At 50.8% G+C, this 14,092-nt stretch carries 11 protein-coding genes; 6 read left to right on the top strand and 5 right to left on the bottom strand.

Features of this window, described 5'->3' with window-relative positions:
- The first annotated feature begins 100 nt into the window (after positions 1–100).
- The 3 genes from V5G20_RS20615 (at position 101) to V5G20_RS20605 (ending at position 3,188) form a co-directional block, all read left to right on the top strand.
- Entirely contained in the window at positions 101–1,069 is a 969-nt protein-coding gene (locus V5G20_RS20615) for an NAD-dependent epimerase/dehydratase family protein (protein ID WP_003387920.1), read from the top strand.
- Between the two features lie 300 nt (positions 1,070–1,369).
- Positions 1,370–1,924, top strand: a complete 555-nt coding sequence (locus V5G20_RS20610) for a MarR family transcriptional regulator (RefSeq protein ID WP_338462012.1) — start codon at positions 1,370–1,372, stop codon at positions 1,922–1,924.
- An 82-nt stretch (positions 1,925–2,006) separates the two neighbouring features.
- Complete coding sequence (locus tag V5G20_RS20605) at positions 2,007–3,188, top strand: MFS transporter (protein ID WP_031932261.1); 1,182 nt, start codon at positions 2,007–2,009, stop codon at positions 3,186–3,188.
- Between the two features lie 301 nt (positions 3,189–3,489).
- On the opposite strand, the gene V5G20_RS20600 is transcribed toward V5G20_RS20605, so the two are convergent.
- The gene (locus V5G20_RS20600; protein ID WP_024984451.1) at positions 3,490–6,012 is read right to left on the bottom strand and encodes an SEL1-like repeat protein; all 2,523 of its coding nucleotides are present in this window, start codon (positions 6,010–6,012) and stop codon (positions 3,490–3,492) included.
- Positions 6,013–6,308: 296 nt separating this feature from the next.
- Between V5G20_RS20600 and V5G20_RS20595 the strand changes: the two genes are divergently transcribed.
- Together V5G20_RS20595 and V5G20_RS20590 are read left to right on the top strand one after the other, a co-directional pair.
- Positions 6,309–6,947: a cysteine hydrolase family protein gene (locus tag V5G20_RS20595; RefSeq protein WP_024984450.1), complete on the top strand. Its 639-nt coding sequence runs from the start codon at positions 6,309–6,311 to the stop codon at positions 6,945–6,947.
- A gap of 284 nt (positions 6,948–7,231) precedes the next feature.
- Positions 7,232–7,756, top strand: a complete 525-nt coding sequence (locus V5G20_RS20590) for a hypothetical protein (protein WP_051925441.1) — start codon at positions 7,232–7,234, stop codon at positions 7,754–7,756.
- 122 nt (positions 7,757–7,878) lie between these two features.
- Here V5G20_RS20590 and V5G20_RS20585 read toward each other — a convergent pair whose 3' ends face one another.
- The gene (locus V5G20_RS20585) at positions 7,879–8,736 is read right to left on the bottom strand and encodes an amidohydrolase family protein (RefSeq protein WP_003387913.1); all 858 of its coding nucleotides are present in this window, start codon (positions 8,734–8,736) and stop codon (positions 7,879–7,881) included.
- Entirely contained in the window at positions 8,723–11,839 is a 3,117-nt protein-coding gene (locus tag V5G20_RS20580) for a GNAT family N-acetyltransferase (protein ID WP_172920918.1), read from the bottom strand. Before V5G20_RS20580 ends, V5G20_RS20585 begins: the two co-directional genes overlap by 14 nt.
- Before the next feature lie 225 nt (positions 11,840–12,064).
- Between V5G20_RS20580 and V5G20_RS20575 the strand changes: the two genes are divergently transcribed.
- Entirely contained in the window at positions 12,065–12,244 is a 180-nt protein-coding gene (locus tag V5G20_RS20575) for a zinc-binding dehydrogenase (protein ID WP_081607739.1), read from the top strand.
- Between the two features lie 186 nt (positions 12,245–12,430).
- On the opposite strand, the gene V5G20_RS20570 is transcribed toward V5G20_RS20575, so the two are convergent.
- Complete coding sequence (locus V5G20_RS20570) at positions 12,431–13,243, bottom strand: hypothetical protein (protein ID WP_155807992.1); 813 nt, start codon at positions 13,241–13,243, stop codon at positions 12,431–12,433.
- 267 nt (positions 13,244–13,510) lie between these two features.
- Positions 13,511–13,927: an RNA polymerase sigma factor gene (locus tag V5G20_RS20565; RefSeq protein WP_338462007.1), complete on the bottom strand. Its 417-nt coding sequence runs from the start codon at positions 13,925–13,927 to the stop codon at positions 13,511–13,513.
- Positions 13,928–14,092: the final 165 nt, after the last annotated feature.

Below are 14,092 nucleotides of genomic sequence, written 5' to 3'. Positions count from 1 at the left end.
TCAATTACAAATAACGAAATCGAATAGCTTGCTGATGATCAATTTAGCTAGTCCGATAGTTAGTGATTAATCGATAACAAAAGCAAATGAGGTGATCCCATTGGAAAAAGCGATTGTTGTAGGAGCAACTGGCGGTACAGGCGCTGCGATAACGGAAGAGCTAGTGAAACGGGGCATTCGTACGGTGGCTTTCGGAAGATCTTTGCAGAAGCTGGAGCGGCTGAGGGACAGACTCGGCAATCCGGAGAATCTCACGCTTGCGGCAGGGGATGCTTTTCGTCCGTATGACATCGTCAGGGCTGCGGAAGGTGCGGATGTCCTGTTTCATTGTGCGAATGTGCCGTATCACGAGATGGAGAGCAAGCTGCTTCCTCTCGGCGAATCGGTGATGGAGGCAGCGGGCCAGCTAAGCTTGAAGGTAGTCGCCATCGATGGCATTTATCCCTATGGCAGAAGACAGATGGAGCGGGTGACCGAGGATCATCCGAAGCAGCCTCATACGAGAAAAGGGAAGACAAGGCTTGCGTATGAGCAAATGCTGTTCGACAGCCGGTGGAAGCGGGCCAGGGTAATGATCGTCCGTTTGCCGGATTATTATGGTCCCACCGCGAACGAGGCTTCCTATCTGGGCTCTACGCTCGAAGCAATTGCGGCTGGCAGGATGGCTTTTTTCATCGGAAACATGCGTGTTCCCCGGGAGTACGTTTACTTGCCGGACGCGGCATTCATGATCGCGGAGCTGGCCGCCAAGGAAGAAGCCTATGGGGAGAATTGGAATATACCGGGGGCAGGCCTGATTTCGGGAAAGGAGATCGTGCGAATCGCCAGGCAGGCAAGCGGAAGCTCCAAACCGGTTATACCTCTCGGCAGAGGAGGGCTGGCATTGCTTGGGATGTTCGTACCGGTGATGAAGGAGGTAATCGAGATGCTCTATTTAACAGAAGAGCCGCTAGTCTTGAGTGGAGAAAAATACGAGAGCTTGATCGGTCCGATTCGGGCGACAGCTTTTGAAGAGGGTATCGGGAGAACGGTTCGTTTGCTGCAGGGAAGAAATGGGTCTCTGCAATAGTTATTGATTAATCACTAATGATCAGGTAGAACGAACCGTTAAGGGAAGGCTCTGCACTGACCTGGTAGAGAGCGGTGTATCGATCCCGCTATATCCTGCCATTTCTATCTTAAACGCAGCCGGATGTATGCTGCGTTTATTTATTTATCAATCTTTTTGGAGCTAAAGAAAAGCGGGGGTTCTTCCCATGGGCAAAGGTGGCTTTGGAAGACTAGAAAAGATAAAACAAAGGCTTGCAAATCTGTGTACAACAAGTTATATTACCATATAGTTAGATAATCTAATTATAGAGGTGGAGTCATGGTCAGGAAAAACAGTCATGACCATTTAGCGGATCAGTCCTTGCCCAAGTTAGGCGTTACGCCATATTTGGAGCTGATGGACAAAACTGCTTCCAGCAACACGGACCGGCATTCGGCACATCTGGGGCTGCTGTTGATGTGGCTCGGGGACAACGTTTTAGATGTGATGGACCTGGAATTGGCGCCCTTTAACATTACCGAGAGCAAATTCGATTTGCTGTTGCTGCTGACGCTTCACGATGGAAGGGAACTGATCACTCCCTCCGCAATCGCGGAGCGGCTTGGAATCCGTCGCGCCTCTGTGACAGCTTTATTGGATTGGCTGGAAAAGCGCAATTGGATAGCACGGGAGCAAAGCTCTTTGGATCGGCGTATGATTCATGTCAGCATTACACCCGAGGGACGGGAGTTGGTCGAAGGTGTTCTTCCCACCTTTTGGTCGGCATGCTCTTCGCTCGTCAGCGAGCTGGAGCCGGAGGAGCGCAGAGTATTGGAAAAGCTGCTGCTTAGGTTGAATGCTGCTATAGAAAGAAGGCTGGGAGTGGGAAGATAAATTTTTTTCTGCTAATGATTAGATTATCTAACTATATTCATGCATCAGTTTCAAAATCGAAAAAACGAAAAAGAGGTGCACCATGCGCAATTATTCCTTGATGACGGCCGTATTATGCTGGTCCGGGATGGTTGTTATGTCAAGTCTCTATGTGACGATTCCGCTTGTTTCCCTATTTGCAGAACAGTTTGGCGCTACCCTTACACAAGCCGCCGCAACAGGAAGCGTTTTTTCAATCGGTTTTGCGATTGGCTGCCTGATTTACGGTGCGCTGTCCGATAAATACGGACGAAAGCCAATCATCTTTGTCGGGCTTGTTGTATTGTCGCTGATTTCTTTGCTGCTCGGGACAGTGGATCGTTTTTCATGGGTGCTTGTCCTTCGAGGGCTGCAAGGGGCCGCTGCGGCCACATTTTCCCCGGTTGCTTTGGCCTACGCTGTAGAGATGTTTCCGGCAGACAAAAGGGTGACGACAATCGGGTTTATCAGCACAGGATTTCTGGTTGCCGGAATCGTCGGACAGGTGGCCAGCGGTTTGATCAGTCAGGCATACGGGTGGAACGCCGTATTTTATACCCTGGCAGCAGTTTACGCCGCTACCGCGATACTCGTTCAGTGGCTTCTGCCGAAGGGAGAAATTCAGCATCCTCATGCCAATATTTTGGAGCCGTTTCAGCATATCGGAAGACTGTTCAGGCAAAAAAATCTTGTATTGTGCTACCTTGTGGCTCTGGTATTGTTGATGTCTTTTGTGAGCATGTATACCGTGCTGGGAAATTACCTGAGCGGGCCTGATTTTGGGCTTGCCAGTCAGGAAATCCTGTACGTCCGGGCGATCGGTGTTTACGGCATGCTGATTTCCCCGCTCGCTGGAAAACTGGCGAAAAGATTCGGAGTCCGCACCGTATTGCGCTTCGCTCTGTTGCTGGCTGTTGCGGGGATAGCTCCCTTGGGAATGACAGACAATTTGCCGCTATTGATCGGGATGTCGCTTATTTTTGTCAGCGGAATCTCGTTGGCTGTTCCTTCGCTGATTTCTCTCGTTGGTCTGCTGGCAGGCAAATCGCGCGGCATTGCGGTCTCCGTTTATACCTTTGTCCTGTTTGCGGGAACAAGCCTGGGGCCGATTTTATCCATTTCATTTATGAAAACGGGCAGCTTCGCGGAGACATTTATCCTGCTTGCACTCGTTCTCGGCATTGGATTGGCGGCTGCCAGCCTGGTCCGCGAAGACATTCCGAAAGAAATGGATGCCGGGAAGTAATCACGTTCATGGACACATCCGGGCTTCAACCAATACTCCATCAAAATAATCTCAAGCGCTTGGAATTCCGAGCGTTTTTTGTTCTTTCCCGGGGCTGCTGCGGCATGGCATGAAAAATCCCTTATGTCTTCATATAGTGAACACGAAAAGACATGGGATTTGTATGTGGTAGTTCCCTTACTTTTTCCGAGAACGGCCACTGCGACAGATTCGTCGGCGGTTTTTAAGAAAATAAACACCGCCGCCATGCAGCGCCGCAACGTAGAGCCGGAAGAGGCGCGTGCATGGGATGTTGGCCGGGTTAAGAATGGAGATCGTCAGGGATTTCCAGGCCGGCCTTTTCGGCCTCCGCGATATGGTGTCTTGCCAGCGATTCATCCGTAAAGTCATCTTCGTTGCGGTATATTCTAGCCAATTCAATATGGGCATGTAGATATTCTCTATCCAGAGCGGCATGAAAATAGGTGATGGCCGCAGCAACATCCTTGCTTGTGCCCAGTCCCTGACTGAAACAAATCCCCAGGTTATAGGCTCCCACGTCGCTGCCCTCTGCATAATCCTTCTGGTAATAACCGAAGGCCTTTTCATACTCCCCTTTCAGGTCGTGCAAGTAGCCAAGCCAGCCGTTTTGCGGCGAGCCCAATTGCTCCGCCTGCTGGTAATGCCAGAGCGCCTTGTCGATATCTTGCGGCACCAGATGTCCTTCATAATACAAGGAGCCCATGTTGGTGTGGGCAAGCGCAAGGCCGTTGTCCGCAGCTTTGCCGAGCCAATACAACGCTTTTTCCATATCGGGTGCTGTCCCTACTCCGTTTTGATAGCAAATGCCCAGACCGTTCATGGCATACGCATTGCCTGCCTCAGCGCCCTTTTCGTACCAGAAAAAGGCCTTGTCGTCATCGAGATAGCCCTCTACGCTGTAATACATGTGAGCAAGATTGTTCATGGAGGGGGCATAGCCCTTTTCAGCGGCTATGGTATCGTACTGGATGGCTTTCTCATAATCGCCCGCGTCACAGGCAGCCAGGGCAAGATCATACAAATCCTCCGCCGATGTGTGTTCATCTGCTTCGCCATCATCGGCGATGGCCGCTTCTGCATAGGTTAGCAGGCGATTGCGCACGTTGGCATCAAAATAATAGTTGTAATCGATATCCTCGGCATCCTGCAGAACCAGAGTTTTATCAGCCATCGACACCCCGGACTCGTCTGCCACAAACACGTCAGGTCCTTTAAAAGCATAAGCGAAACCGCTAACAGGCGCTTTTCGTACCACAAGATCGAATTCGAATCCGCCGAGCCGGTTTTCAGGCGAATAGGCGATGCACCACAACCCGTTTCGCTTCAGGGCAAAAGCGTTTTCGTACAGCCAAAGAATGCTTTGGTAATCTTCCAATGGAAATAACCATGTCGGGCGATCGGGATCACCGTCAAACACGCCTTTTTGCCCGTCCTTTTGGGCCAGTACCAAATTGCTCGGCCGAGAATCGATATAGGCGTTCATATCAATCAGCGCATCAAATTCATAGGGGAGCAACAGGCTTTCCTGCCGCAAACCGAGAGCGCCATACTTTTTCCCTTTTCGCAGTACAAGCATATTGGGAAAGCTGGCTTGCCTGTTTATCTTCTCGAAGCCGGATGCGCAAATGGTGCCGTCCTTTTTGTATAAGGTGCTGTGGTTGGCATTCTTGTGCGGTTTTACGAGGAGAAGCCCCTCGCCGATGGATTCCACTGCTGACAACGGAAATTCACCGATATAGACAAAATGATCATTGAATATTTTCTTGTTTTTACGGCCTTTTACTGCTGTATGGTAAAATCCGTGCCCGTTCTCGAAAGCTTCGTCACATTCAAAATCGATGACGGTGGAGCCGCTCTGGTCCACGACTCCCCATTTCCCGTCTTTCTTTGCCGTGAAAAGTCCGCTGTAGTCCAGGGATTCCAATGCTTCATATTGTGCGGGGACGACTGTGTTGCCGTTGGGGTCGATCAGGCCGAATTGACCATTTCGTTTGACAATAGCCGATGTGGTGCCGTATTCAAAATCGTATGCGTCCTCCCAGACCAAGGGGATGGCGATCCTGCCTGATTTATGCACGTAGCCGAATTTGCCGCCCTGCGAGACCACGGCAAGATCCTCGGGACCAAAACCGTAAAACTCGTCAAATTGCGGATGAAGCAATACCTTTCCATCCTTGTCTTTCAGGCCCCATAAGCCATTTTCCTCATAAATCTCTACTTCCGGCTCTTCTTCATAGGGCTGCCAGATGTGTCCCCAGCCGTATTGGTAATTTTCATAGTTGAGCAGCTCGGCAAACGACGCAAAGCCGGGGCTCACGTCCATCAAGTCGGAATCGTTCAGCAGCGAGATGTCGTCGTTTTCCATTGCCTTTTTGATGATCTCATTGTTATGGGCAATATTGGCCAGCCAGACTTCGGCCTGTTCGGCATGCGGGGTGTCGTCCATATTGAATACGTCCCAGGCATCCAGGTGGAAATACGGGAGTTTCAGTTTGTCGAGGTAAGTGAAGAGATTGTTTTTGGCTTCAACAAAGGCTTCTTTGTTTGTGATCAGCATTTCCTGTTTTTCGAGAAAATCGTAAAAGCGCTTCAAGTTTTCGATACCCGGTTGGGCAGCATAATACAGGCCGGCATTATCGGGCTCTGTGTGATTGTTGTAATTGTTGCCGGCAACAAATCCGCCGTCGACCAGGAGCGGCTGCAATAAAAGAGGCATTTCATAGCCCCATTCCAGCATCATCCTGTCGGTGTCCTGCGCTTCGGAAGGGGTGCTGACATTGTATACATATACCCTGTGTGACATCCTTTGGTTTCTCCTTGTTTTTTCTAAATTCACGATAAACGCTAGATTATGCTAAATTTCCCTTTAGTATAGCACCAATAGATTATTAGCTCATATTTCAAAAGACCCATTCGCTCACAATACGATTGAGTCAATGCGAATACTTATATGAATATACAGAAAAATCAGATAAGGTGTTAACCGGATTACACTCAAGCGGCTGCACCTCTGATAGAATGATTCCATTAGGCTGGCAAGCTGGTGCTGCCGAGCGAATGCTTCAAAAGCGCTGGACAAAAGATCGGGAGGCGACTGCTATGGGTATGCGGATTGAACAGATTGACCCGAAAAAGACGGCCATTCTCGTCGTAGATATGCAAAATGATTTTATCGCACAAGGTGCGCCGCTTGAGACGCCGATGGGGCGCCGCATCCTGCCCACCTTGCTTCGCCTTCTTGCGTTTGCCCGGGAAACAGGAATGTCGGTGATCTATACGGCGCATGTTCATCGCGAGGATGGGTCAGACCTTGGCATGTTTGGCGAAATCTATCCGCCGATCGCTGAAGGGGCCTGTCTCATAGATGGCAGACCGGGTGCGGAAATTTATCCGGAGGTGGCGCCGCAGCCCCGTGAGCCGGTGATTAAAAAGCACCGCTACAGCGCGTTTTTCGGTACGGATCTGGACATCATTTTGAGGAGCAAGGGGATCGAGACGGTAGCCATAACCGGGGTAACGACGGAAAACTGCTGCCATTCCGCCGCCCGCGATGCGATGTACCTGGGGTATCGCGTCGCCTTTCTCTCCGATGCGACCGGAACGTATGACTATCCCGATACTGGGTTTGGCCAGGTCCCGGCAGAGGAAGTGCACCGCGTCACGCTCGCTCTGCTCAATGTGTCGACCGCTCATGTCATGACGGCGGAGGACTTTATGCATCGTGTGCAGCGAGGGTGAGGTCCGTCTTGCAAATTCATCTACCCATACAGAAACGGCAGAGATGCCGTTTTTTCTGTTATGCGGACAAAGAAAAATGTATCTGTATGGAAGGGGAAGCGTTGAAAGGATCGAATTGGAACTTATGTGTGATTGAGAGGCGATATAGACCGTTGGCAATTTGTGCTAAAGTTTGAGAGAGTGGCTCGAAAAAGTTCCATTGCTCGTTACCGCTGCGGAAACTGTATAGGTGAGCAGATGGATGGTTTGAGTCGAATATGATTTTTCTCAAGGAGGAGAGGGCTTTGCTTCCCGATGATATAAAGGAAAAGATCATAAAAAAGTACAACATTCCGGATCCAGAGCCTCCGAGAAATGTTCCCAAAGAGGATCGTCCCAAAAATGACAGCGAGTATCCCGGCATTACGGAATTTGTGATCGATCCTTATGTGGGTGCAGGCGTTTTGCGACTTGGGATGACACCGGCAGAAGTTCAAAAAGCATTGAATTTTAATCCGCGAAAATACCGACGGCTGCACGAGAAAGAAGATGATTATCGCATCTGCTTTGTCTACTACAAGGAGCCTGAGATTTGCAATGCGATCGAATTTTTTCCGCCGGCGTCTGTTCTGTTTCATGGAAAGAATCTCCTGGATTGCTCATTGAAAGAGGCAATGGAGTTCGTCAGGCAATATGATAGCGACTTGGAAATAGAGGCGGGGTTCATCTCACATAAGTACGGGTTCGGGGTTTATGCTGAATTTGGCATATATGAGCCAGAGAATCCGGTGGAGACCGTAATTGTTTTTGAAAAAGGCTATTACGATTGAAAAGGGGGAGGGTAAAAGAAAGAATGAAGGAGTTTTCAAGAACAAGAAAAATCCCATGTTCCTTCGCAGGTTAAACGCGAATCGACATGGGATTTCTTATGTGACAGCAAGCGTCCCAAAGTCTACTCAACCAACGCTTTGATCTTCGGAAACACCTTTAGAGCCGTCTTGTAAAACACATCCTCGTGATATTCGGCCGGAATCAGCTCCTGGACGAACTGAATGTACGGCTTCACCGGAGCAAGGGGCCAGTCGGTTCCAAACAAAAACTTGTCATAGTGGTCACAGTACGTGATCGCATGGCGCAAATGGGCGAAAAAGAGCGGGGAGTCCTTCAGCCGGGCGCAATTGGCGGCATCTCCTACCATCAAGCCGGAGAGATCAGCGAACATGTTGCGGTTTTTGTAAACGACTTCCGCCCCATCCAGCACCCACGGATCGCCGAAATGGGCCATCATAAAGGTAACCTCCCGATGCTTCACCGCCACCTCGTCCAACGTAAGCGGATGGGAGTACTTCAACAGCCCTCGCTCCGAATACGTATCGCCGGTGTGGAAGACGACAGGCACCTGATGCTTGGCCGCCAGCTCGTAGACCGGGTCATAGACGCTATCGTAGGCGTAGAAGGGATAGTAGCCCAGATAGATTTTGAGTCCGACCGCGTTTGGCTTTTGCAGGTCTGCTTCCAGCCTGGCCACGGCAGCTTGATCCAGCTTGAAAGGATTGATTCCTAGGCAGTACACGAGCTGCGGCGGGAGTTCTTCTGTCAAATCAAGACCCATTGGAGTGGCAGCCTCCGCATCGGGGAAGCCGTCCTGTTTTGTCTCCGTAAGCCCCATGCCGATCCCCAGTACCACTCCATTTTCCGCGTATTCCTGCAGGATGCCGGCGACAGAGTAATCAACCCCCGACTTTTCTGCCGCAGTCCGCTTGAACTCCTCGATATGGGACAAATGCATATGGGCATCAATGATTTTCATCGCGTGTCCTCCCTTGCTCGGAAAACCGGATTACCCGCAATGCAGACAGGGAATCGGACGGGATCTTCTTGTCTGCAAACACGAAAAAGACGGGCGGGGTAAAGGCAGTGCTGCCGCTCGGCAGGTTGAGTTCGCGCACGACCGAGGCGACGGCCACTTCCTTGTTGGCGTAGAGGCTCACATCTGCCGTATCCAGGTCGGTGACAATGTGCATCTGGTCGTTGCGCGAAGCGGAGCCGACGATATAATCGGAGATTTCGGCAACGGACAGTTCACCCTGCCCCAGCTTGTAGCACAGTTCCTCGCCATTTGCTCCTGCGGTTTTCAGCCAAATCTCTTCGTCTGTATCCTCTGTCCGCAAAAAGATCTCTGTCGACCATTCCTTGCCGGCAAAATACGTTCCGGTATTCTGCACGATCTCTACGGTATGGCAGAGGACAGGGACACCCGGCAGAAGCAGGTAATACTGATGACATGTCAGACCGCGATACTTTTCCTGCTTCTGCACATCGTAGCTCAGCTTGATGCCCTGCCAGACATTCTGCCTGTTATCAACCAGATGGACAAAGGAGGCCGTCCGCTCCTCCTTGATCAGGGAAAACGAGTTCAGCTCCGCGATGATATTGCCAATCCCGCCGGTCCACGGATTCCACCATGATTTGGGCCCGCGCTCCGGGAAGGAGGTAGCCAGCCATTCCTGGCCGTGGCTGGAAAGCGAGAAGAGTGACGGCGAGAACTCGGGAGCTGCCTTGATCCGCAGCGGGCCATTGTCGGCGATATAGACTTGCTGCCCTTTTTCTTCTGCCGTCTCCAGTAAAACCTTTCCTGGCCCAACCGGAAACACAACACTGCGCAAATGAGTCTCATGTGTCGCAAACCGCCCGTCTATGCGGACGAGCTCACAGGATTTTTCTGGTGCGGCAAAGGAGTAGCCGGATTCCGTCTTTTCCTCATCCTCCGCAAAGCGCTGCGCTTGTCCGCTATCTGGCATGCTCTCCAGCGAAGCAGTCAGTTCTCCATCGAGATACTGCTGCTTGTACTCTTTTACCTGTACTTCAAATTTATCGCTATCAGTAAAAGGATTGTGCTCGCTCACAACCAGCTCCAGATGATCGGTCAGGGACAAGTCCGCCGGCAATGCTTCTTTTCGTGCAAACGCACGGAATTCCTTCCAATCCGTAAAGCTCCCGCAGGTGATGTAGAAGGGGCCAAATGTCCTTTTGCCATGCGGCTCCAGTATGCCGAGACTGGTTTCCAGAGACATATGCCAGCCTTGAAGATCGATACGGTATTCTTCGGGCCAGCACATGCCCCAGGGGATATCGTTTCTTGAAAACAGCCAGTTCTCACTGATCAGCTCGCCGTCCCAATAGTCCATGTCGCTCCCGTACGATGCCGGTGTCTGGACATAGCGGCCTTGATACGGAAGGATCGGGCGGAAAATAGGATGGGCAAAGCCTTGGCTGAGCCACAGCTCCGTACCCAGCCTGTCTGCGGAGAGATTGGTCAGTTCCAATTCGTGAACAACCGTGCCGTCTCCGAAGAGGAGCGTCTTTCCGATCAACGCAATTTGAGGGAATGAGCCGGAGCGGTAAGCAGCGCAAAAGCCGATCGCTCCTTTTTCCACGATACATTCGACCTTCTCGGGACGTTTTTTGGAAAACTCGCTGGAATACGGCTTGCCGATCTTCGGATAGGTGAGATAGGTTGGCTCTCCGCCAGTGCCGCTGACAACGGTGATCTCGTTGTCTTCCTTGTTGAAGTAGAGCGCGTGGAGGCCGTGGTGCACCTGCCACGTCTGTTCCGTTTCCCCTGACAGCATGGCGCCCGGTCCTGTAAAGGCGGCACCGATTTTTTTGGAAAAAGAGACAGAGCCGCCATCCGCGAGCTTCGCCTCTACCTGCACATCGGCCTCGTAAAAGCCGTGCTCATAGAGGTCGGCTTCAAGCGGGAGAGAGACGCGTTCTTTGCCTTGCAGCCGGAGTGTATGGCGCTGCTGATTGATGCGGAGAAAGGAACAGGAGGGCAGTTCGAAGGAAAACTCTGCCTCTTCTTCAAAGCTGTTCTCCACATCCAAATAAAACTGTGCTGTCCGCCCCGGATAGGTGAGCCCGGGCACTTGCAGGGAAAGGGAAGCGGGAAACTTGGGGAGAATTCCCACCTGAAACAGTGCGGCCTTGCCGTTGATCAGGATGTGCGTACAGACATGGGGATGCGTACGCCAGACGCTTTGTTCTTCGGTGATCCCGCCGACAAAAAAGCTTGCCGACAGTGTCGTTTCCCCGGTAACTGCAAGCTCCTGCTGATAATCAAAGCGGATGTTTTCGTTGGGTGCTCCCTTCAAGGAAATCTGCAGCGGCTTGCCCGATTTGTTGACGATCCGGTAGTGAATCTGGTACTCCCGGCCAAAGACCAGCCTCGGTCCTTCAACCTCCGCAGACAGGAGATAGTCTTCTGTTTCGATGAGGCGCATGCCGCGGCCGAGCCGTTCAAACTCCACGCGCAGGCTCTTTTCGCCTTTTGCCCAGGAGTAGGTGAAATAGTCAAAGCCGTTTTCCTTTCTCCCGTCGGGTTCAACGACAATCTCCCGGGTGGAGTCCTGATACCAGTCGAGCTCCTCAAAATAGGGGGCGATTGCCTCTGTCCTTAGCACAGTGGGGATCATGTTCATGAGATGAGTGGTATCGTCCCGGTCTTCCCAGAAAAAGCCGAATTTTTTATACAGGGGTACAGCCTTCGTGTTTCCTGCCCACGTGTAGAGATCAAGTCGGGGCCAGCCGAGCTGGATCGTTTGCTCCAGCACGCGTGCAAGCAGCATGCGTCCCACTTTTTTTCCTTGGTAGTCAGGACGCACATTGAGCAGCGGGATATAGAGGGCACCCGTATCTTCCCGGTACTCGGCCAGGCTGCAGTAGCCAACGACCTTATCGCCATCCATCGCCAGGTAAACGGCAAGAGAATCAGAGCTTGCTTCTTCTTGCAGGATTTGTTCCGCCGTTGTAATCGAGTTTCCGCCCCCCCAGCTATCCCGGCTGGCGTTCCACATGTCAGCGACGGCTGCGGCCAGTTCGGGGCGGTAGGGAACGATAGAAATAGATTCCATGATTGACTGCACCTCGATAATTTTGGAATATTTGTCATCTTGCAAGAGAATACGTATGAGAGGATGGGGTGGTTTCGGGGTTCATCGATTTTGCTTTATCGGTGGCAGAGGGATACGGCTCCCCAACAACCTTTTAGCGAGGAGGTAAAGACGTGCAAGACGATTAGAACTACCCGGCAAACGAAATTGGACGTAAAGCCCGCAGCCTGAAAGAGGGCATCGTTCATTGTCGTCATTTTCCGGGAGCGCTCCGGCGCCCGTTTAGCCGCGATTGTCGAGCTGTATGCCGAAGGACAACTGCAGGTGTTCATGAGAAAAACGTTTCCGCTGGAACAAGCGGCCGATGCTCATCGAGAGGTGGAGAAAGGTCATGGACGAGGGAAAGTCGTGTTGGATGTCTCTTGATTGGACTGTATATATTAAAGCGCCCCTGGCTTTGGAAGAAGCAAGGGGCGCTTTGACGATTCTGCATTACGCGATTCTGCCAGCTTGTCAAACCTGTGTCTAGAAAGACTTCTGTCTACTTGGTGATCATCTGAAACGATCAGCTAGAGTACGTAAATCGTTTCCTTGGATAACCCGCCACGCAAATTAATCCAGGTACGACTCAGCGATCTTGACCAACTCTTCTTTGGTCACCGGATTGGATGTTTCGATATGGTAGCGGATCGTCTGGTTCGTGTTTGGCACGTCGTACACCCATTGAATATTTTTCCCCGTGCCAAAATCCGTGAAGATCATTTCTACCCCTTTTACCATTAGCTTTTCTTCCTTCAGGTCCCACTCTTTGTGAACGATAACCGTCTCTTTGCTGCTTGTTTTGGACATCGTAACCCGGATGTCTTTTCCTTGGTTGTTGTAGATGCTGAGGATTCTCCAGTAGTCCTTCGACAGCGCCACCGGCATCATGGCAAACTCTTTTTTGGACTCCTCGGCCTGCCTCTTCAGCTTTTTCGCAATGGCTGCCTCTTCTTCCGGGCTGAGAGGATTCACATAAGTCATAGGCTCAAAGTCGACTCTTGCACTTTCAAACTTGTATTTGCCTTCCAGGCTGTCTAAAATCTTGACGGATTGATCCTTCATTTTGTCTCGGAGCTTAGACACATCCGTAAAGGAAATGCCCTTGCTTTCGGTGTAAATTTTCATATCCGGAATGTCCGAAACGACATAAAAGAGACCGGCCGTGCCTTCTTGCAACACTTCGTCGGCGTATCCGCCGCTTTTCAGCGAGCGGATTTGTTCATCTTTGGAAGGACGAGTATAGCCTGATTCTTCCAATGTTTTTTTCTCATATACCACATTTCCCTGCTTGTTTTTCAAAGAGTGATAGTTGACTGCTGCAAAAGCCGAAGAGACTGTCAAAACCATTCCTGCCGCTACCAATAAACCCACTTTGTATTTCACGAAAAATCGCTCCTTTGTTTTTTGTTCGGCGTACAATTTCCCCATCACTTTTCCCGTCAAGTCTACATCGGGAATTCGTGGGTCATGAAAAAGTTCTCTCAAATCCTGATCCCTGTCCGATCTCATTTGGTCCCACTTCCTTTCCTTGGGCATAGTACTTGCGGAATTTCGCAGCCGAACGTTCGTATTTTTTTCGAAGAGTGGCGCTGCTTTGATTCAGAATGAGGCTGATTTCCTGATAGCTCTTTTCCTCTACACAGCGCAAAATCAACAGGTTCGCTCTTCCACCGACAATTTCGACATCGCCTTATGCACGGACTCGTCGAAATAATGGGCTTCGATTTGCTGATCCACGTGTTTGTTTTCTTTCTCGTCCCGATAAAAGAAGGGGAGATATTTCGCCAGTTTTCGCTTGCGAAACACATCGATGCACTGATGGTAGGCAATCTTGTACAGCCAGGCGCCAAACGGAATCTCGGGCCTGTATTTCTCCAAATAGCGATATGCCTTCAAAAATACTTCCTGGCCGCTGTCCTCGGCTTCGGAATGATGGCCCAGCATGTGATAGCAATAGAGAAAAATCGATTTTTGGTAGAGGTGCATAATCTTCTCGAACTTCTCGGTATCACCCTTCAATACGTCAGCGATGATCCCCTGTAGTTCAGCTTCATCCAAACCGCTCACCCCCTTTCATCCTAAACAACGAAGGAGCCACATCAAAATGTGACGGTTACCGAAAAAAATAAGAAATGGACGGACGGGAGCAGTCGTTCTCGCCCGTGAAATCAAAGTTGGCACCAGTTCAACATACAGGAAGCAGCAACAGGGCGGTCAACCTTTTTGTGGACA

The organism is Brevibacillus borstelensis (assembly GCF_036700025.1).
Lineage (GTDB): Bacteria > Bacillota > Bacilli > Brevibacillales > Brevibacillaceae > Brevibacillus > Brevibacillus borstelensis.
The sequence above is the reverse complement of the archived record's forward strand: the minus strand, read 5'-3'. Positions and strand labels throughout refer to the sequence as shown.